This is a genomic window from Microbispora sp. NPDC004025 (genome assembly GCF_053604425.1).
This window is the reverse complement of the sequence record NZ_JBSGHN010000001.1, coordinates 640854-660026: the sequence shown is the minus strand read 5'-3', so window position 1 is coordinate 660026 and position 19173 is coordinate 640854. Positions and strand designations below refer to the sequence as shown.

Genomic DNA, 19173 nt, shown 5'->3' with positions numbered 1-19173 from the left:
CCCGTGCCCCCCCCCGGGGGGGGCCCCGGGGGGGGGGGGGGGGGCGCCCCCCCCCGCCCCGCCCCGCGCGCCGGTCAGCGCCCCGTCTCGTCGGTGCGCAGGAACTCGGGCCGGGAGCGGTCCCAGCCCGGCACGTCCAGCGCGTTGAGCGCCGCGACGATCCGCTTCTCCTCGTAGACGAAGTGCGTCTCCATCAGCGCGGCCAGGCTGTCCAGCTCGCGGCGGACCTCCACGGGGTCGGCCGCCTGGTCCAGACGCCCGGCGAGGTCCTGCAGCCGCCGCAGGCAGTCCTCCACCAGGCGGTGGTCGCGGCGCAGTTCCTCCAGCACCGGCCGCAACTCCGGGTACCGCCGGGCGAGCTCGGGGAACGCACCGTCGTCCTCACCGGTGTGGTGGCGGTTCAGCGCGGAGCAGAAGGCGAGGCAGTGGGCCCGCAGCTCGCGGGGGCGGGCGCCTCCGGCGAGGTGGGCGTCGATGTCCTCGCGCAGCTCCGCGAGCTCCTCGCGGAGCCAGATGTGTACGTCGATCAGCTGGTTGCCGAACGCCTTCAGGCGTCCATGCGATGTCGTCAAGGTCGTCCCTTGTACCGGCGCCTCCATGCCCTCGGCGGTCTCCTTGCCGGGTGCACCGCGACGCTGGCAGAGGGTCTATCACCCGGCCGTCCGACGCGTCAACGGTGCGGGGACCGGCGGTAGCGGACCTCGGTCAGCGGGAATCCGTCCGACTCGTCCCGCTGCACGGCTCCGTCGGGGCGCCAGCCGCCGCGCTCGTAGAACCGCCGGGCTCGGGCGTTCCCCTCGACGACCCAGAGGGTGGCCTGCTCGTACCCGGCGGCGGCGAGGCCGTCCAGCACGGCGGACATGAGCCGCCCGCCGACCCCGGCGCCCCACGCCTCGGGCACCAGGTAGATCGCCGAGACCTCCGCCACCGAGGCGGGGTCGACGTCGTCGTCCCGGCCGGGGCCGAACGCGGCGAATCCGGCGACGGAGCCGTCCACCTCCGCCACGAGGATCTCCGTACGCCGCGGGGACTCCTCCAGCAGCCGCTCCCACACCGGCAGGCGCATGGCCGGGGTGAGGCCGTCGAGATGGGCCTGGGGCATCAGTCCCGGGTAGGCGGCCTGCCACGACCGCACGTGGACGGCGGCGATCGCCCCGGCGTCCGCCGGTTCGGCGTGTCTGATGATGATGCACTCTCCTAACCACTCGGCACCGGCACCGGTAATGCGCCTCGCGGCACGGCCGGGCGAACGGGGGCTCCATATTGCTCCGCGCCGCACACAAAGGCGAATCGTTATTGCTAAAAGACTTTGCGCGTACTTTGTTCTGGTTTAACCTCGTCGTCCGTGAAACTCGCCATGATCGCGCTCGCCGGTTCGGTGACGCTGGGGCTCGTCCCGGCCGTCTCCTCCCCGGCCGCCGCCCACCCCGTCAAGAACAGGACCCTCACCGCCAACCGCCTGTACAGCGCGGGTCCTTTGCCGACCACCTCCTGCCGGGAAAGACCGGTGAAGAAGAACGACGTGGCGTCGGCCAAGAGCTATCTGGCCGGTGTGCTCAGGTGCGTCGACCGTTCCTGGACCGCCCAGTTGCGCAAGGCGGGGCTGAAGCAGTCCCGGATGAAGCTCACCGTGACCGACGAAGCGCCGGCGAAGTTCTGCGGGCTGAAGTGGCGCAAGGACGATTTCGACGCCTTCTACTGTGAAGGGTCTCGCACGCTTCTGATCGTGCTTTCCAAGGACCTCCTGGAGGAGCCGGAGGATCTCTATCTGTTCAACCTGGTGGCGACGTTCTACGGAGAGCACGTGCAGAACGCCGCCGGCATCTACCGAGCCTGGGTGAACCTCGACTCCCGGAACAAGGCCGAGCTCGCCGAGCAGAACCGGCGCTACAACCTGCAGGGCCACTGCTTCGGCGGAGCCTTCATCCGCAGCGTCTGGAAGTCCCTCCACCGCGGCTCGGAGGACTGGGACGACCTGCTCTTCTACCTGCGCGGCTGGGCGGGCAAGGACGGCGGAAGCAGGAAGTCGATCACCTACTGGGCCGACGCCGGGTTCAAGTCCGGCGACCCCGGCTCCTGCAACACATGGACCGCCCCGTCCTCCAAGGTGGCGTGACCCGGTCTGATGCACCGGCTGACCGGGACGACAGCGGGCCCGGTCAGCCGGTCCGGCTCGATCGTCGGCCCGTAGTCACCTGACATTTCGCGGTGCTGTCCGGTCGTACCGGTGAGAAGCCGGACTTGCACACCGAATCGAAGGGACGGGTGGCGATGCCCACGCGACGCGAGGAAGACGAAGCCACGATCAGGCGGCAGATCGGCAGGGTCGTCGAAGGGATCCGCGCCGGGGATCTCGAAGGCCTGAGGCGGCTCTACGCGCCGGACGTCGTGTCCTTCGACGTCGAGCCGCCACTGCAGCACGTGGGGACAGACGCGAAGTTGAAGAACTGGGCGAAGGTGTTCGCGCTCTTCCAGGAGGTGGACTACGAGGTTCGCGACCTGACCCTCACCGTGGGCGATGACGTGGCGTTCGGCCACTGCTTCGGCCGGCTCAGCGGCACGCTGAGGAACGGGACGGCGACGAGCGGCATGTGGGTCCGGGGCACGTTCTGCTTCCGGAAGACCGACGGCGACTGGTTGATCGCGCACGACCAGGTCTCCGTGCCTCTCGACATGGCGAGCGGCCGGGGAGTGACCGACCTCGAGCCCTGACGCGGACGGCGCCGCCGGTGACCGTCAGGAGGGGGTCGAGCCGGAGGTCCTGGCGCGAAGGCCGCTCACGCGGCGCAGGATGTCCCACCAGAACGGCGCGCCGAACAGCAGGGCCACCAGGGTGACGAGGAAGCCCGGCCAGTGGCCCGGCGACGTGAGACGCCCCCACCAGTCCCCGCCGCGCCAGGCCCAGGCCGGGCCGCCGGAGGCGTCCATCGTGACGCTCACCGGGGCGTGCGTGAAGATCTTCACGAACGCCGGAGTGCTCAGCACGTCGGTGACGCACACGTAGGGGTCCTGGCCCGGCTCGCACTGCTCGCGCAGGGGTTCCAGCGCCTGCGGGCCGGACTGGCCGAACGCGGTCACCGCGCTGCGGTAGGCGTTGTCGCGCAGCAGGCTCTTGCCGTACTCCAGGGAGTCCATGCTGAACACCAGCGTCACGACGAGGCCGAGCGCGACGAGGACCCAGCGGACGTAGCGGCGGTAGAGCACGCTGAGCCGCTCCATCTCGCCGTCGAACCAGTCCTCCACGCCCCGCCGGAACGCCTCCAGGTCGTGGCTCGCCCTGTCCCACACGGCCTTGAGCGGCCGGGAGAAGGGGCTCTTGAGCGCGTCGAGATCCCGCATGAGAGTCTCCACGCCGCCGTGTTCGGTGGCGATCTCCAGGACGGCGACGGCGAAGCGCGCGGGCGGGATGTCGGCGATGCTCGTCCGTCCGCGCTTGGCGTGGTCGATTTCCTGCAGGCGCTCGTGGAGCAGCTCGGCCATCGACTTGCCCTGGCCTGGCGGCAGCACGGCCGGTGCGTCCGCGGCGAGGACGGCGGTCTCCACGGGGTCGGCCTGCTCCGCCGGATGCGCGGGGTCCACCCGCTCGTCCACCCGCTCGTCGATCGGGGCCGGGTCCGCCGCCATCTGCTCGGCGGCCACCGAACCGGCGGCGGCGGCCAGCGGCGGGCTCTCCACGGGCGGCGGCTGGCGGCTGAAGGCGGGCCGCGGGTCCCGGCCGAACGGCAGCCGCGCGAACACCCCCATGACGCTGGCGGGCAGGCGCGAGCGGCCCTCCTCCGGCGAGGCCGCCTGTGTCAGCGGCTGCCTCGCCCTGCGCCCGAACCTCTTCAGCACGTCGAGGACGCGGTCGAGCCGGGAGGCCCCGTCCGCCGTCTCCGCGCCGTCGAGGGTGTCGCGCAGGTACGCCCACAGGAACTTGCTGCGGATTCCGAGCAGCCTGACGATGCCCTCGTTGATGCCGCTGACGAGAAGCGACAGCAGCAGGAAGGCCAGGACCAGCCCGATGGCCAGATCGGCGTAATACGAGATCAAAGAGATCACCCGCACCGTTGATACAACGTGCCCGCTGCAGGGGCAATGCCTTCCGCGACCCTCGATCTTGATCAAACGGCCCGGGCGCGATTGGGCAAATGAGTAAGATCAGATAAAACCACGTCCCTTTGGAGTACGGCAATGGCCGACGAGACGTCCCCTCCCCCGAAGCTCAACACCTCGGTGCCGCATCCCGCCCGGGTGTACGACTACTGGCTAGGCGGCAAGGACAACTTCGCGGCCGACCGCGAGGTCGCGGAAGCGGTCAAATCCGCTTCCCCCGGGGTCGTCCAGGGTGTCCGGGACAACCGCGCCTTCCTCTACCGGGCCGTGCGATTCCTCGCGGAGCAGGGCGTCACCCAGTTTCTGGACATCGGCACCGGCATCCCGACCCAGGGCAACACCCACGAGGTCGCCCAAGCCGTGAATCCGGCGGCCAGGGTCGTCTACGTCGACAACGATCCCATCGTGATGGTCCACGCCCGCGCGCTGCTGCGCAGCGCGCCGGAGGGCAGGACCGCCTACGTCGAGGCTGACCTCCGTGACCCGGACGCCGTACTCAAGCACCCGGACACGCTGGCGACGCTCGACTTCAACCGGCCGATCGGCCTGGTGATCGTGGGCACGCTGATGTACATCAAGGACGAGGACGACCCGTTCGGCGTCGTCAAGCGCTACACCGACGCGCTCGTGCCCGGCAGCTACCTCGCCGTCTCCCACGTCACCGGCGACTTCGCCCCCGAGAGCCTGAGGGCCTTCGCCGAGGCGTACAACGCCGGGTCCGTACCGCTCATCCTGCGGACCGGCGCCGAGATCAGCCGGTTCTTCGAGGGCTTCGAGCTCGTGGAACCCGACCTGGCCGCGCTCGGCGAGTGGCGTCCGGCCCCGGACGACGTCCCTCTCCCGGCCGACCACGTGCACGGCGCGTACGGCGGCGTGGGCCGGAAGCTCTGACCGGCCCACGCCTCGCGCTCAGTCCTCGTAGAAGACGCGCTCGACCACGGTCCTGGCCCGCCGGGTGGCGCGCCGGTAGTCCTCGATGAAGTCCTCGGTGCCCTCCGGGGGATAGCCGAGGGCCCGCGCGAGCAGCACCCGTTCCTTGACCGGGGTGGGGATGCTGTCGGCCGCCCGCCCGCGCACCAGCATGAGGGCGTCGCGGATCCGCGAGGCGAACAGCCATGCCTCCGCCAGCACCGCCTCGTCGGCCGGGTCGAGCAGGCCCTCCCCCGCCGCCGCGCGCAGCGCGTCCAGGGTGCGCGTGGTGCGCAGCGCCGGTACGGCTCCCGCGTGCCGCAGCTGGATCAGCTGGGCCACCCACTCCACGTCGCTCAGCCCGCCCCTGCCGAGCTTGGTGTGCAGGGCAGGGTCGGCTCCGCGCGGCAGCCGCTCGGCCTCCATCCGCGCCTTGAGCTTGCGGATCTCGCGTACGGCGTCGGCGGAGATGCCCTCGGCCGGGTAGCGCAGCGGCTCGACGAGCGCGACGAACTCGTGGCCGAGCTCGGCGTCGCCCGCGCAGAACCGGGCCCGCAGCAGCGCCTGGGCCTCCCAGTGCGAGGCCCAGCGGTCGTAGTAGGCCCGGTAGGAGGCGATCGTCCGGACGAGCGGCCCCTGCCGTCCCTCCGGCCGCAGGCTCGCGTCGATCTGCAGCGGCGGGTCGGGGGCGGGCAGCGCGAGCAGTCTGCGCGTCTCCTCGGCGACCGCGTGCGCGGCGTCGGTCGCGTCCCGCTCGGCCACCCCGGGCAGCGGCGCGTGCACGAACATGACGTCGGCGTCGCTGGCGTAGGAACTCTCCAGGCCGCCCAGGCGGCCCATGGCGATCACCGCGATCCGGGTCGGGAACGTGGCCCGCCGCTCCAGCGTGACCTTGTTGATCGCCGTGTCCAGCGCCGCCTGGATCGTGACGTCGTTGAGGGACGAGAGCGCCTGGCCGACCTCCTCGATGTCGATCAGCCCGGACAGGTCGGCGCAGGCCGTACGGAGCAGTTCCCTGCGGCGCAGGGCCCGGACGGCGGCGACGGCGTTCTCGGCGCTCTCCGCGTGGCGGCCCACCGCGGCGGCGGCCTCCGCGGCGAGCGTCGCGGCGGGCCGTACGGCCAGCTCGGCGGGCGAGCCCAGCATCGCGACGGCCTCGGGCGCGTGCAGCAGCAGCCCGGTGACGTAGCGGCTGGTGCCGAGCAGGTGGGCGAGCCGCTCGGCCACGGCGGTCTCGTCGCGCAGCAGCCGCAGGTACCAGGGCGTGGTGCCGAGCTTGTCGCTCACCTGGCGGAAGCCGAGCAGGCCGGCGTCGGGGTCGGGAGCGTCGGCGAACCAGCCGAGCATGACCGGCAGCAGCGTCCGCTGGATGGCCGCCCGGCGGGAGACGCCGCTGGTGAGCGCGGCGATGTGGCGCAGCGCGCCCCCGGGGTCGGCGTATCCGAGCGCCTCCAGCCTTGCGGTGGCCGCGGCCGTGGACAGGCGGGCCTCGGTCTCCGGCAGCCGGGCGACGGCCTGCAGCAGCGGCCGGTAGAACAGCTTCTCGTGGAGCCGCCGCACCTCCAGCGCGTGCCGCCGCCAGGTGGTGGTGAACTCCCCCACCGGGTCGGTCGTCATGCCCAGCCCCCGGCCGAGCCGCCGCAGGTCGGCGGTGTCCGACGGCACCACGTGGGTGCGGCGCAGCCGGTGGAGCTGGAGCATGTGCTCGACCTGGCGCAGGAAGGTGTAGGCCTCGGCGAGCGACTTGGCGTCGTCGCGGCCGACGTAGCCGCCTCTGGAGAGCGCCGCGAGGGCCGACAGCGTGGCCCGGCGGCGCAGCAGCGGGTCGGACCGGCCGTGCACGAGCTGGAGGAGCTGCACGGCGAACTCGATGTCCCGCAGCCCGCCCGGCCCGAGCTTGATCTGCCGGTCGGCCTCGCCCGCGGGCACGTGCGCCTCCACGCGGCGGCGCATGGACTGCACGTCCTCGACGAACTTGGGCCGGGCCGCGGCCTGCCACACCAGCTCGTTGACCGCGGCGACGTACTGCTGGCCGAGCTCTAGGTCGCCGGCGACCGGGCGTGCCTTGAGCAGCGCCTGGAACTCCCACGTCTTGGCCCACCGCCGGTAGTAGGCGAGGTGGCTCTCCATGCTGCGCACGAGCGGGCCCATCTTGCCCTCGGGGCGCAGGTTGGCGTCCACCTCCCACAGCGCGCCCTCAGGGGTGCTCGCCGAGCAGGCCCGCATCATGCCCTGCGCCAGGCGCGTGGCGGTCTGCAGCGCCTTGGTCTCGTCCACGCCCTCCTTGGGCTCGGCCACGAAGACGACGTCGACGTCGGAGATGTAGTTCAGCTCGCGGGCGCCGCACTTGCCCATGCCGATCACGGCCAGCCGTACGTCGCCCGCGTCGGCCACCTCGGCCCTGGCGACGGCGAGCGCGGCCTCCAGCGCGGCCGAGGCCAGGTCGGCCAGCGCGGCGGCGACCTCGGCGAGCGTGCACTCGCCGGTCACGTCCCGCGTGGCCAGGTGCAGCAGGCGGCCGCGGTAGGCGACGCGCAGCGCGTCCATCGCCGGGCCCGGCTCGGCGGCCGCGCCTCCCCCGGTCACGCCCGTGGCCACCGGCTCGGCGTCGTCCGGGTCCGCGCCGACCGCGAGCAGCATCTCCTCACGCAGCTCGCCGGTCGCGGGCCACCGGGTCCACCGCGTCGAGGCCAGGCACTCCGGGTGCCGTACGACGTGCTCGCCGAGCGCCGCGCTGAGCCCGAACACGCCGAGCAGTCTGCGGCGCAGGTCCGGGTCCGCGCGGAACGCCCCGAGCACGCTCGGGTCCCGCTCGACCACGCGGCTCAGCGTGGTGAGCGCCAGATCCGGGTCGGCGGCCCGCACGAGATCGTCGAGCAGCGCGAAGTCGCCGACCGCCTCGGGACCGAGCTCGTCGAGCAGCCTCTCGGCCCGCGCGCCGTCGGCGAATCCGAGCGCCGCCAGGCGCCCTGCCGTCGTCTGTATCCGAGGCGCGGCGTTCACCGTTCCTTCCTCCACCCCGACGTCGATCACGTCGGCCCCCCGAGACAAACCTTCCCAGTAACGGTACACATGGGATGGAAGCCTCCTCGCAGAGATCGGTCCCTCCGGGGAGCCGATCTTGGCCGTCCGGCCCGGCGCGTGCCGGGCTCAGCGCACACGGTAACCCTCAGGGTTGTGCGCGTCCTTAGCGGTTTCTCTGCGTAATCATCCCATCACGCGTTTTGGCCGCGCACCCGCGCACCCGCACGTCGGCGGGAAAGGGAGGTCAGGACCGCGTGAGCAGGGCCGCGAACGCCTCGGCGAGCGGCCTCCAGGTGCGTCTCAGCTCGCCCTCGGCCGCCTCGACCTGCGCGTTCAGCTCCGCGGCCCGCTCCGGCGGCAGCTCGCCGCCGACGGTCCAGGAGGCGAAGATCCCGGGCGTGGCCTCGGGATGGAACTGCACGGCCCAGGCGCGGTCGCCGAGCCGGTACGCCTGGTTGGGGTACATCGTGCCGGTGGCCAGCCGTACGGCGCCCTCGGGCAGAGCGGTCATGGCGTCGTAGTGATACTGGACGGCCCTGACCCGGCCACCGGACAGCGCGGACAGCAGCGGGTCGGCGGCGGCTTCGGGCAGCGGCTCGATCTCCCCCAGCCCGATCTCCAGGCCCGCGGCGCCGCGCTCGACCGTGCCGCCGCAGGCCATCGTCATGAGCTGGGCGCCGAGGCAGACGCCGAGCGTCGGCACGCCCTCGTCGACGGCGCGCGCGAGCAGGTCCCTGGTCGCCGGGAGCCAGCCGTACCCCTCGTCGTCCCAGGCCGCCGCGGCGCCGCCGAGGACCAGCAGCCCGGCGGGGGCACGGCGGGGCACCGGCTCTCCCTTGTACGGCCGGACGACCTCGACCTCGGCACCCGCGGCCTCCAGCCAGCCGGCGAAGAAGCCCAGACCGGCGTCGGCCTCGTGCTCGATGACGATCAGACGTTCACCCATGGGGCAGAGCTTAAAGACACATATCGGGACAGGCGATACCTGAGAGGGTCGTACCGTACAGTCCCCACCATGAGCATCGACGAGGTCGCCGTCCCCGGCGGACGGCTGCGGATCGCCCGGTTCGGCGGCGGTCCCCGCCTGATCATCGCGGCGCACGGCATCACCGCCTCCCTCATGGCGTGGCGGGGCGTGGCCGAGACGCTGCCGCCCGGCTGGTCGCTGGTCGCCGTGGACCTGCGCGGGCGCGGCCACAGCGCCGGCCTGCCCGGCCCGTACGGCCTGGACCGGCACGCCGAGGACCTGGAACGCGTGGCGGAGCACGTCGGCGCGGACGGCACGAGCGTGCTCACCGGCCACTCGATGGGCGCCTACGTCGCGGCCCTGCACGGCGCGCGGCGGCGCTACGCCCGGGTGGTGCTCGTGGACGGCGGCCTGCCCCTGCCGCTGCCGGACGGCGCCGACCCCGACGAGGTGCTGGAGGCGACACTCGGCCCGGCCATCGCCCGGCTCTCCCAGACCTACCCGAGCGTGGAGGCCTACCTCGACTTCTTCCGCGCCCATCCCGCGCTCGCCCGGGACTGGTCCCCGCTCGTCGAGGAGTACGTCCGCTACGACGCCACCGGGCCGGACGGAGCCGTCCGCTCACGCGCCCGCGAGGACGCCGTACGGCAGGACGGCCGCTGGCTGCTCACCGAGCACGAGGCGATCATGACGGCCCTGAAGGCCGTCGAGCCGGCGCCGCTCCTGCTCCGCGCGCCGAGAGGCCTGCTCAACCAGGACGTCGGGATGCTTCCGGACGACCTCACCGCGCGGTGGGCGGCGGAACTGCCCGGCCTGCGCGACGAGGTCGTGCCGGACTGCAACCACTACACGATCCTGTTCGACCCCCGCTGCGCCGCGGTGGTGGCCGCCCGCCTCACCGGATGAGAACAGCAGGACGGCCGCGGGTCACCCGCGGCCGCTCCGGGCGAGATCATCGAGTGGGATCACTGCGCGGGATCACCGAGTGGGATCACTGCGCGAGATCACCGCGTGGGATCACCGCGTGGGATCACTGCGCGGGATCACTGGCGGGGCAGGATCCAGGTGGCCCTGGCGGCGGCGACGAGCGTGCCGTCCACCTCGTAGACCGCGCTCGTGCCGAACAGCTTGCGGCCGTCGCGGCCCTCGGCCCGGGCCACGACCGAATACCTGCCCATCGGGTAGACCCGGCGGAAGACCTGTCCGGTCAGCCGCCCGAGCAGCGGAGGCTGGATCGGCTGCCGGTCCGGGAAGCTGCGGTAGTGGGCCCATCCGGTGGCGCAGTCCAGCGCCGCCCAGACGATCGAGTCGGGCACCACGCCCTGCTCGTCGGTCACGTTGAACGGCACTCGCCAGCCGGCGGCCACGAGCTCGGCGCCCTCCCCCGTGGCGTCCACCGCGCCCTCAGCCGGGTCCTCCACGGGGCCGGGGAAGATCCGCAGCCCGTCGCCCGGCTCGCGCAGCCCGCAGGCGAAGCAGCCCGCGATGGCGTGGCCGTTCCTGCCCGGGAAGCCCGCCTCCGCGCGGGCCGCGTCGGTGAACCGCACGAACGGCGGCGGCGTCAGCGTCTCGGCGACGGGGATCGCCTCGACGAGATGGCTGTCGCCCTCGCTGAGAACCACGGTGTTGCCGACGTGTTCGACCGGCAGGGCGGTCTCGAGCGGGACCGGTCTGCGGAGGGTGACCTCCACCGGACAGTCGTGACCGCCCCCGGTCAGCGTGCCGGCGATGGTGCCCGCGATCCATCCGCCGTTGGCGGTGCCCTCGGGTCCCCGGAAACGCTTCGGTACGGTCAGAACGGTCTGCAGCCCCGCAGCCGCCGTCATATGGCCACGCCCTCCCTGAGTCACGCCTCGATACGGCTCACCGTAACAGTCGTAACAAGTGAGCCGGTTTTACTGTTCCGATGTAGGGACCAGCTAAACAAGGGCGAGTGTCAGGAAGATTTGCAGTCTGTAACGCCGCGGTGACGGATGACCTCCGTCACAGCACGGGCAGGTAGCGGCCGAGCTCGTACTCGGTCACCTGGCGGCGGTAGTCCTGCCACTCCGCGCGCTTGTTGCGCAGGAAGTAGTCGAAGACGTGCTCACCCAGCGTCTCGGCGACCAGCTCGCTGCGTTCCATGGCCGTGATCGCCTCGTCCAGCGACTGGGGCAGCGGCTGTATGCCGAGCGCCCGCCGCTCCGCGCTGGTCAGCGCCCACACGTCGTCCTCGGCGCCCGGCGGCATCTCGTACCCCTCCTCGATGCCCTTGAGCCCGGCGGCCAGGATGACGGCGAAGGCGAGGTACGGGTTGCAGGAGGAGTCGACCGACCGGAACTCGATGCGGGTGGAGCCGCCCTTGTGCGGCTTGTACATGGGCACGCGCACGAGCGCGGAGCGGTTGTTGTGCCCCCAGCAGATGTACGCGGGGGCCTCGCCGCCGGCGCCGGCGATGGCCTCCGCGCCGCCCCACAGCCGCTTGTAGGAGTTGACCCACTGGTTGCAGACCGCGGTGATCTCCGCGGCGTGCCTGAGCAGGCCGCCGATGAACGACCGGCCGATCTTGGAGAGCTGGTAGTCGGCGCCGGGCTCGTAGAAGGCGTTGCGGTCGCCCTCGAACAGCGACATGTGCGTGTGCATGCCGGACCCGGGGAAATCGGTGAACGGCTTGGGCATGAACGAGGCCCACACGCCCTGCTCCAGCGCCACCTCCTTCATCACCAGCCGGAACGTCATGATGTTGTCGGCCGTGGTCAGCGCGTCGGCGTAGCGCAGGTCGATCTCCTGCTGGCCCGGCGCGCCCTCGTGGTGGCTGTACTCCACCGAGATGCCCATCGACTCCAGCATCATGATCGCGTTGCGGCGGAAGTCGTGGCCCGCGCTGTGCGGCGTGTGGTCGAAGTAGCCGCCCTCGTCGATGGGCTCGGGCCGCTCGCCCTTCTCCGGCCGGTTGCGCAGCAGGAAGAACTCCACCTCGGGGTGGGTGTAGAACGTGAAGCCCATGTCGGCCGCCTTGGCGAGCGTCCGCTTGAGCACGAAGCGCGGGTCGGCGTGCGACGGCGAGCCGTCCGGCATCAGAATGTCGCAGAACATGCGGGCGGCGCCCGGCGACTCACTGCGCCACGGCAGTATCTGGAACGTCGACGGGTCGGGCTTGGCCAGCATGTCCGACTCGTAGACCCGTGAGAAGCCCTCGATCGCCGAGCCGTCGAAGCCGATGCCCTCGGCGAAGGCGCCCTCCAGTTCGGCCGGCGCTATGGCCACCGACTTCAGGAAGCCGAGCACGTCGGTGAACCACAGCCGGATGAACCGGATGTCTCGCTCTTCGAGCGTGCGGAGGACGAATTCCTGCTGGCGGTCCAAGGCGTACCTCACGGAGTTACAGGTCTGGTCGCCTACCAGTCTGCCTTGTGAGTGTTTCACAGGGGTTACGAGGAGGTGTGAGCCGGCCGTCCTGCGGATCACCACGGCGGGGACCGTGCCGCACTGCCGCGACGCCGGGGACGGGCACGAGAGAGACGTGATGAACATCACACCGAACCAAACCCGTTGCCCGGGCGTCGTTGCTGTTGATCCGGCGTTGATCGGGCATCGACCCGCGCGCCTTACCGTCCCGGCATGCCGGTGCAGAACCCGAAGGAGCCCCCGTCCGTGGCACCACCGCTGCTCGACACCGCGGAACCCCGGGGCGGCCCCTCGGAGGAGGCGGCGCCCGGGTCGCCCGGCGCCGTGACCCTTCCCCGGGGCGGCGCCGCGCCCGGCCGAGGGCCGGAGACCGGCCCAAAGACCCGCGCAGAGGGCGGCTCAGAGACCGGCGCAGAGGGCGGCGCCGCGCACCCGCGCGCCGTCGACCGGCTGCGGCGGCTGCGCGCGCTCGACTGGCCGGGCCGGGTGCGGACGCTCGGGCCCACCGTCGCGGTGGCGATCGCCGGCGTGGCGATCTGCCTGGAACTGGCCGACATCTGGGTGACCGCCCAGCTGCCGGACTCCCCCCTCACCCCGCTGCCGTTCGCGCCCGAGGACATCGCGGGCACCACGTTCCCCATCTTCGGGGCGCTGCTGGTGATCTCGCGGCCCCGGCTGCTGCTCGGCTGGCTGCTGTGCCTGGGCGGTCTGGGCTCGGCCGCCAACATCCTCGCCGCCAACCTGGCCGCCCTGCTCGTCCAGGACGGCGGTCATCCGCTGGTCCACCCGCTCTGGGTCTTCGCCGACGGCGTGTGGAACCTCACGACGTACGCACTCGGGGTGCTGCTGCCGCTGCTGTATCCCACCGGGCGGATCCTGTCCAAGCGGTGGTGCGTGCCGGGGGGCGTGACCGCCACCGCCCTCGCCCTCGACTGGCTGTGCTCGCTGATCGCCCCGTCGAGCGTGCGCACCGGGCACAACGCGCTGGAGGTCGCGGTCTTCGCGCCGTACTACCAGGGCACCCGGCAGGTGCTGCACACGGTCGTCGCGGTGGGCATGGCGCTGGCGTTCTCCTCGCTCGTCGTCCGCTTCAACCGGGCGGACGGGATCGAGCGCCGCCAGATTTTGTGGCCGCTCGTGGCCATCGCCGGGGTGGTGGTCCCCTGGGTGATCGGCCCTCCGGTCTGGTGGACGGCCTCGCTCACCCTCCCCCTGGTGCCGGCCGCGATCGCGGTCGCCGTGCTGCGCTACCGGCTTTACGGGATCGACACGCTGATCAGCAGGACCCTGGTCGGCGCGGGCCTGGTCGGCGTCGTGGCCGCCGTCTACGTGCTCGTCGGGGCGGGCTCCAGCCTGATCCTGTCCGGTGTCGACAGGTTCGCCGGCCTGGCCGCGGCCCTGTTCGCCGGGGCGTTCTTCCACCCCATCCGCAACGTGCTGCAGCGCCTCGTCGACCGCGCGCTGTACGGCACGGGCGGCGACCCGCTCGCGCTCGCCGCCGGGCTGCGGCGGCGGCTGCAGCACGCCGACCCCGCGCACGCCCTGCTGGCCGCCCTGGAGGTGCTGCGCGAGGGCCTGTCGGTCACGGGCATCACGGTGGAGATCGACGGGAACGTCACGACGAGCGGCCGGCCCGGGCCGGTGGCACGGGAGATACCCCTGGTCTGGCACGGCGAGCCGGTCGGCCGCCTGCTGATCGGCCCGCCGGGCGGGCGCCGCTTCCCCGCCGCCCACGACGAGCGCGTGATCGCGGTGCTCGCGCCGTACGTCGCCGACGCCGCCCACACGGTGTCGCTCACCACCGCGCTGCAGCGCTCTCGCGAGCGCATCCTTACGGCGCGGGAGGAGGAGCGGCGGCGGCTGCGCCGCGACCTGCACGACGGGCTCGGGCAGACGCTGGCCTCGATGGCGATGGCGATCAACATGGCGCGCCACACCCTGGAACGGGCCCCGGACACGGCCGACGCCCTGCTCCGGGACCTGCGGGAAGGCATGAACGACGTCACCGCCGACGTCCGCCAGCTCGTGTACGGCCTGCGTCCCCCCGCCCTCGACGACCTCGGCCTGGCGGGAGCCGTACGGGCCCTGGCGGAGGAGGCGCGTCCCGGGCTGGCGGCCGGTGAGGAGTCGGTGGCCGAGGTCGAGGTGACCGGGGACATGTCGGGACTGCCCGCCGCCGTGGAGGTGGCGGCCTACCGCATCGTCCAGGAGGCGCTGACGAACGTGCGCAAGCACGCGCGGGCCCGGCGCGTGCGGGTGGTCCTGCACCGGAACGGCGAGCTGCGGGTGACCGTGGCCGACGACGGCGTGGGGCTCCCGCCCGGCCGCAGGTCGGGCGTGGGGACGAGCTCGATGGCCGAGCGGGCGGCCGAGCTGGGCGGCACCTGCGCCGTCACCTCGGAACACGGCCGCGGGACGACGGTCACGGCCCGGCTGCCCGCCGTACCCGCCCTGCCGGACCCGAAGTGATCAGCAGACCGCGGCGAGCGACTCGCCGACCGGGGTCCGCCGGTAGAGCACCTCGCGGCCGAGCCGCCGCCGCATCACCAGGCCCGCGTCGGACAGCACGGCGAGGTGCTGGCTGACCGCGCCCGGCGTGAGGCCGAGCCGCCGGGCGAGCCCGGTGGTCGAGCCGGGCTCGGCCAGCGCGGTGAGCACCTGCGCCCGGGTGCGGCCGATGAGCGCGGACAGCGCCTCGGGGGTGCAGGGCGTGCCGTCCGACCACAGCGTCCCGACGCCCCGCGCCGGGTAGCACAGCATCGGCCGGTACGGCTCGTACATCACCGAGACGTCCGGCCAGGCGAAGGCGCTCGGCACGAGGACGAGGCCGTGCCCGCCGAGGTCGCCGTCGTAGGCGCAGCTCTTGGCCGTGACGAGCCGGTCTCCGTGCCAGGCGACGGCCGGGTGCAGGTCGGCGAACAGCTCCCGCACTCCCCCGGCCGCCAGCGTGCGGGCCCGCCACATGACGTCGGCCTCGAGCAGCGCGCGGATCCTGGGCCAGAACTCCTCGAACACGACCGTCCAGTACTCCGTCAGCCGGTCGGCCACCCGCCGCACGCCCTGCGCCGGGTCGTCGGTGAACCGCCGCAGCGTCGCGGGGTCTGACGTCTGCACCCAGGCCGCCTCCTCGTACGCCGTGCCGGGCGGTGTGCCGCGCACCCGCTCCAGTTCGGCGGCGAAGTCCGGGAACGGCGTGTCGGGCGGCGGGGTGAGGAAATCGGGCATGTAGCCGCTCACCGGGACCAGCGCGAACAGGTCGGTCAGATCCACCTCGCGCAGGCGCGGCCGTACGGCCCGCAGCCACGGTAGGTGCAGCGAGTGGCGGCCCGGGGCGCGCAGCACCCGGAGGCTGGCGACCAGCTCCCACATCGGGGAGAACGCGAAGCGCAGCCGCGCCACGTCGTCCGGCGTGAACCGCCACTCCACCGCCACGATCGACCCCCCATGTTTCAGCCAGGGCTAAAAGATTGGCATGGCGCGACCCCGGTGTCCAAGAGTGGACGCCCGTGACCACTGTGATCAGCAGGACCGGCTTCATCCAGTCGAAGGTCGGCGGCCTGCCCCGGCCGTTCTGGGTGCTGTTCGGCGGAACGTTCGTCAATCGGCTCGGCACGATGGTGGAGCCGTTCATCGGCATCTACCTCACCCAGGCGCGCGGCGTCTCCCTCGCCACCACCGGGCTGGTCATGATGATGTTCGGTGTGGGGTCCCTGCTGTCACAGCCGGTCGCCGGATGGCTGGCCGACCGCCTCGGGCGACGGATCACGCTGACGGGCGGCATGGTCGCCACGGCCGTCACCATGGTCGCGCTCGGCTACACCACCAGCGTGCCGGGGCTTGTCGCGGGCATGTTCGTGCTGGGCGTCGTGGTGGACGCCTACCGCCCGGCCTCGCAGGCGATCGTCGCCGACCTGGTGCCGCCGGAGGACCGGCCGCGGGCGTTCGGGCTGCTGTTCTGGGCCATCAACCTCGGCTTCTCCGTCGCCATGGTGGCGGGCGGCTGGCTCGCCCACTCGGGCTTCACCGTGCTGTTCTGGGTGGACGCCGTCACCTGCCTGATCTTCGGCCTTCTCGTGTGGCGGGCGATCCCGGAGACCCGCCCGGCCCGCGAGGACGCGCTGCCCGGCCGGTTCGCCGACGTGCTGCGCGATCGGCTCATGCTGGTCTTCGTGCTGGGCAACCTGGCGTACTCGCTGGTCTACCTGCAGGGCTACACCACGCTGCCGCTCGCCATGACCGGGCAGGGGCTGCCCGCGAGCGCGTACGGCATGGCGATGGCGGTCAACGGCCTGCTGATCGTGGTGGTCCAGCCGCTCACCAACGCGTGGCTGGCCAGGTTCGACCCGTCGAGGGTGCTCGCGGCGGGGTTCGCGCTCGTCGGGCTCGGGTTCGCGCTGACCTCTCTGGTGTCGTCGGCGGCCGGGCACGCGGCGACCGTGGCCGTCTGGACGCTCGGCGAGGTGCTCACGGCCGGGATCCCGGGGGCGATCGTCGCGGCGCTCGCCCCGCCCCACCTGCGGGGTCGCTACTCGGGCCTGTACGGCCTGTCCTGGTCGGCCGGAGCCCTGCTCGCGCCCCTGGTGGGCACCCGGCTGCTGGACGCCGCTCCCGGGCTGGTGTGGCCCCTGTTCGGCGGCCTCGGCCTGCTCGCGGCCGCGGGCCAGCTCGTCATCGGCCGCGCGGTCCGCCGCCGCTCCGCACCGGCGACGTAGGTCCGCTTCCCTGGTCAGGAAAGAACGGGACGGGACATAATCCATCTCAGGATGGACGAGAACCCCCCAGCCTTTCCCGCGCGGGCGGTGGCCTGGGCGATGGCGGCCGCGGCACTGCTCCTGACCCTCCTGGGAGTGCTGGTCCAGGTCGGGCTCCCCGGGGAGTGGCAGCCGAAGCCCCCGCTCACGCCGGACTTCGGCGTCGCGCTCACGTTCCCCGTCACGGGGGCTTTCCTGGTGTCCCAGCGGCCCCGGCTCAGCCTCGCGTGGCTGATCTGCGTGGGCGGACTGCTCGGCTCGGGGAACGTCGCCTTCACCGCGCTCTCCTTCCACTGGGCCTGGCAGGGCGAGATGGGGGCGGCCAACGCGGGCCGCGTGACCGCCGTCGTGTGCTGGGCGGCGGCGGGGCTCATGCTGGCGATCCTCCTCCCGCTCTGCTCGCCCACCGGCCGGCTCCCCTCGCGCCGCTGGCTCTGGGTGGCCGTGCTGGGCGCCGCCGCCACGACCACCGAGGTCGTCCTGGCCCTGCTGCGGCCCGACCCCGCCCGCGCGGCGTACGCCTGGCCGGAGGTGATCCACAACCCGCTGGAGGTCAAGGTCCTCGTCCCCTACTACACGGCGGCGTGGACGGTTCTCGACTACACGGTCCGGGTCTGCGTGGTCGCCGCGTTCGCCTCGCTCGTGCTGCGGCTGCGGCGCGCCGACCCCGTGACGCGGCGGCAGATCGCCTGGCCCCTCACCGCCTTCGCCGGGTACGTCGCGATGTACCTCATGGGCGAATCGTGGTGGGTGCCCGCCACGCTGTGGACGGCGCTCATCCCGTTCGCGATCCTGTTCGCGGCGCTGCGCTACCGGCTGTACGGCATCGACACGGTGATCAGCCGGACCTTCGTCACCGCCGGGCTCCTCGGCGTGATCAGCGCCGTCTACTTCGGCGCGGGGGCGGTCTCCAGCCTGGTCGTCTCCGGATACCACCAGGTCGCCGGGCTCGCGGCGGCGCTGTTCGCGGGCGGGTTCTTCCAGCCGCTGCGCCGCGCCCTGCTGCGCGTGGCCGACCGCGCGCTGTACGGCAGGGTGGGCGATCCCGCGCTGCTCGCCGAGCGGCTGACGCAGGAGGTGCGGCGGGCCGACCCCGCCGACGCGCTGGCGTCGGTGGTGACGGTCGTGCGCGAGGGCCTGGCCGTGGAGGGGGTCGCCGTCGAGATCGCCGACGGCAGGCCCCGCTACGTGGAGAGCGGCCATGTGGGGCCGTCGCCGCGCGAGGTGCCGCTGGTCTGGCACGGCGAGCCGGTGGGCCGGCTGCTCCTCGGCCCGCCGGGGGCCCGGCGGTTCGCCGCCGCCCACGACGAGCGGGTGCTCGGCACGCTGCTGCCCTACGTGGCCGACGTCGCCCACGCCGTACGGATGGCCGCCGACCTCCAGCGCTCGCGCGAGCGCATCCTCGCCGCCCGCGAGGAGGAGCGGCGGCGGCTGCGCCGCGACCTGCACGACGGGCTCGGCCAGACGCTCGGGGCGATGGCGATGACGATCAACATGGCCAGGGTCAGCCTGGCCAAGTCCCCGGCCAGGGCCGACGATCTGCTGCGCGACCTGCGGAGCGGCATGGACGCGGTGGCCGGCGACATCCGCGAGCTCGTGTACGGCCTGCGCCCCCCGGCCCTCGACGACCTGGGGCTGGCGGGAGCCGTACGTTCGCTGGCAGAGGAGACCCTGCCCGCGGGGACGGACGGCGTCGAGGACGTCTCGGTGCGGGTGGAGGGCGATGTCACCGGGCTGCCGGCCGCCGTGGAGGTCGCGGTGTACCGCATCGTGCAGGAGGCGCTGAACAACGTGCGCCGCCACGCCCGGGCCTCCCGGGTCAGAGTGGACGTCACCCGCTCCCCGGCCGGAGACGGCGGCGGCGAGCTGCGGGTGCGGGTCGCCGACGACGGCATCGGCCCGCCCGCCCGGCTGCGCGCGGGGGTCGGCATGTCCTCGATGCGCGAGCGCGCGGCCGAGCTGGGCGGAAGCTGCGTGGTCACCGCGCCGGAGACCGGCGGCACCGTCGTCGAAGCCCGGTTCCCCCTCGTCGCCTGACGC

Annotated in this window: 15 protein-coding genes; 7 read left to right on the top strand and 8 right to left on the bottom strand. The window is 72.9% G+C overall.

Annotation, left to right across the window (positions count from 1 at the left end; all coding sequences use genetic code 11):
- Positions 1 to 74: 74 nt before the first annotated feature.
- Both ACWEQG_RS03230 and ACWEQG_RS03225 read right to left on the bottom strand, forming a co-directional pair.
- The gene (locus ACWEQG_RS03230; protein WP_452281307.1) at positions 75 to 572 is read right to left on the bottom strand and encodes a hemerythrin domain-containing protein; all 498 of its coding nucleotides are present in this window, start codon (positions 570 to 572) and stop codon (positions 75 to 77) included.
- 98 nt (positions 573 to 670) lie between these two features.
- Complete coding sequence (locus ACWEQG_RS03225; RefSeq protein WP_452281305.1) at positions 671 to 1102, bottom strand: N-acetyltransferase family protein; 432 nt, start codon at positions 1100 to 1102, stop codon at positions 671 to 673.
- Positions 1103 to 1345: 243 nt separating this feature from the next.
- Between ACWEQG_RS03225 and ACWEQG_RS03220 the strand changes: the two genes are divergently transcribed.
- Positions 1346 to 2116 carry a hypothetical protein gene (locus tag ACWEQG_RS03220; protein ID WP_452281303.1) on the top strand — a complete coding sequence of 257 codons (771 nt, stop codon included), beginning with the start codon at positions 1346 to 1348 and terminating at the stop codon, positions 2114 to 2116.
- A gap of 125 nt (positions 2117 to 2241) precedes the next feature.
- Positions 2242 to 2712 carry a YybH family protein gene (locus ACWEQG_RS03215; protein WP_452281301.1) on the top strand — a complete coding sequence of 157 codons (471 nt, stop codon included), beginning with the start codon at positions 2242 to 2244 and terminating at the stop codon, positions 2710 to 2712.
- Positions 2713 to 2736: 24 nt separating this feature from the next.
- On the opposite strand, the gene ACWEQG_RS03210 is transcribed toward ACWEQG_RS03215, so the two are convergent.
- Entirely contained in the window at positions 2737 to 4041 is a 1305-nt protein-coding gene (locus ACWEQG_RS03210; protein WP_452281299.1) for a hypothetical protein, read from the bottom strand.
- Between the two features lie 132 nt (positions 4042 to 4173).
- On the opposite strand from ACWEQG_RS03210, the gene ACWEQG_RS03205 reads away from it, so the two are divergent.
- Complete coding sequence (locus ACWEQG_RS03205; protein ID WP_452281297.1) at positions 4174 to 4986, top strand: SAM-dependent methyltransferase; 813 nt, start codon at positions 4174 to 4176, stop codon at positions 4984 to 4986.
- Positions 4987 to 5004: 18 nt separating this feature from the next.
- Here ACWEQG_RS03205 and ACWEQG_RS03200 read toward each other — a convergent pair whose 3' ends face one another.
- Positions 5005 to 8007, bottom strand: a complete 3003-nt coding sequence (locus tag ACWEQG_RS03200; protein ID WP_452281295.1) for a bifunctional [glutamine synthetase] adenylyltransferase/[glutamine synthetase]-adenylyl-L-tyrosine phosphorylase — start codon at positions 8005 to 8007, stop codon at positions 5005 to 5007.
- Between the two features lie 265 nt (positions 8008 to 8272).
- Positions 8273 to 8974, bottom strand: coding sequence for a type 1 glutamine amidotransferase (locus tag ACWEQG_RS03195; RefSeq protein ID WP_452281293.1), 702 nt, complete (start codon positions 8972 to 8974; stop codon positions 8273 to 8275).
- Positions 8975 to 9043: 69 nt separating this feature from the next.
- Here ACWEQG_RS03195 and ACWEQG_RS03190 point away from each other — a divergent pair, with 69 nt between their 5' ends.
- Positions 9044 to 9901, top strand: a complete 858-nt coding sequence (locus ACWEQG_RS03190; protein WP_452281291.1) for an alpha/beta hydrolase — start codon at positions 9044 to 9046, stop codon at positions 9899 to 9901.
- 137 nt (positions 9902 to 10038) lie between these two features.
- Here the strand turns inward: ACWEQG_RS03190 and ACWEQG_RS03185 are convergent, their stop codons facing one another.
- On the bottom strand, positions 10039 to 10821 hold the full coding sequence (locus ACWEQG_RS03185; protein ID WP_363474120.1) for a hypothetical protein: 783 nt from the start codon (positions 10819 to 10821) through the stop codon (positions 10039 to 10041).
- A 157-nt stretch (positions 10822 to 10978) separates the two neighbouring features.
- Positions 10979 to 12340, bottom strand: coding sequence for a type I glutamate--ammonia ligase (glnA, locus tag ACWEQG_RS03180; RefSeq protein ID WP_346225872.1), 1362 nt, complete (start codon positions 12338 to 12340; stop codon positions 10979 to 10981).
- 255 nt (positions 12341 to 12595) lie between these two features.
- Here glnA and ACWEQG_RS03175 point away from each other — a divergent pair, with 255 nt between their 5' ends.
- On the top strand, positions 12596 to 14851 hold the full coding sequence (locus ACWEQG_RS03175) for a histidine kinase (RefSeq protein ID WP_452281289.1): 2256 nt from the start codon (positions 12596 to 12598) through the stop codon (positions 14849 to 14851).
- On the opposite strand, the gene ACWEQG_RS03170 is transcribed toward ACWEQG_RS03175, so the two are convergent.
- Positions 14852 to 15814 carry a DUF5937 family protein gene (locus ACWEQG_RS03170; RefSeq protein ID WP_452281288.1) on the bottom strand — a complete coding sequence of 321 codons (963 nt, stop codon included), beginning with the start codon at positions 15812 to 15814 and terminating at the stop codon, positions 14852 to 14854.
- A gap of 74 nt (positions 15815 to 15888) precedes the next feature.
- Between ACWEQG_RS03170 and ACWEQG_RS03165 the strand changes: the two genes are divergently transcribed.
- Complete coding sequence (locus ACWEQG_RS03165) at positions 15889 to 17094, top strand: MDR family MFS transporter (RefSeq protein WP_452281286.1); 1206 nt, start codon at positions 15889 to 15891, stop codon at positions 17092 to 17094.
- A 51-nt stretch (positions 17095 to 17145) separates the two neighbouring features.
- Positions 17146 to 19170 (top strand): sensor histidine kinase, encoded by a 2025-nt coding sequence (locus ACWEQG_RS03160; protein ID WP_452281284.1) that lies wholly within the window; start codon positions 17146 to 17148, stop codon positions 19168 to 19170.
- The last annotated feature ends 3 nt before the right edge of the window (positions 19171 to 19173 follow it).

What these genes read in the sequence shown, in the direction of transcription:
- ACWEQG_RS03225 (WP_452281305.1), bottom strand. Translation starts at nt 1,102, where the DNA reads ATGCCCCAGGCCCATCTCGACGGCCTCACCCCGGCCATGCGCCTGCCG.
- ACWEQG_RS03205 (WP_452281297.1), top strand. Translation starts at nt 4,174, where the DNA reads ATGGCCGACGAGACGTCCCCTCCCCCGAAGCTCAACACCTCGGTGCCG.
- ACWEQG_RS03195 (WP_452281293.1), bottom strand. Translation starts at nt 8,974, where the DNA reads ATGGGTGAACGTCTGATCGTCATCGAGCACGAGGCCGACGCCGGTCTG.
- ACWEQG_RS03190 (WP_452281291.1), top strand. Translation starts at nt 9,044, where the DNA reads ATGAGCATCGACGAGGTCGCCGTCCCCGGCGGACGGCTGCGGATCGCC.
- ACWEQG_RS03185 (WP_363474120.1), bottom strand. Translation starts at nt 10,821, where the DNA reads ATGACGGCGGCTGCGGGGCTGCAGACCGTTCTGACCGTACCGAAGCGT.
- ACWEQG_RS03175 (WP_452281289.1), top strand. Translation starts at nt 12,596, where the DNA reads ATGCCGGTGCAGAACCCGAAGGAGCCCCCGTCCGTGGCACCACCGCTG.
- ACWEQG_RS03160 (WP_452281284.1), top strand. Translation starts at nt 17,146, where the DNA reads ATGGACGAGAACCCCCCAGCCTTTCCCGCGCGGGCGGTGGCCTGGGCG.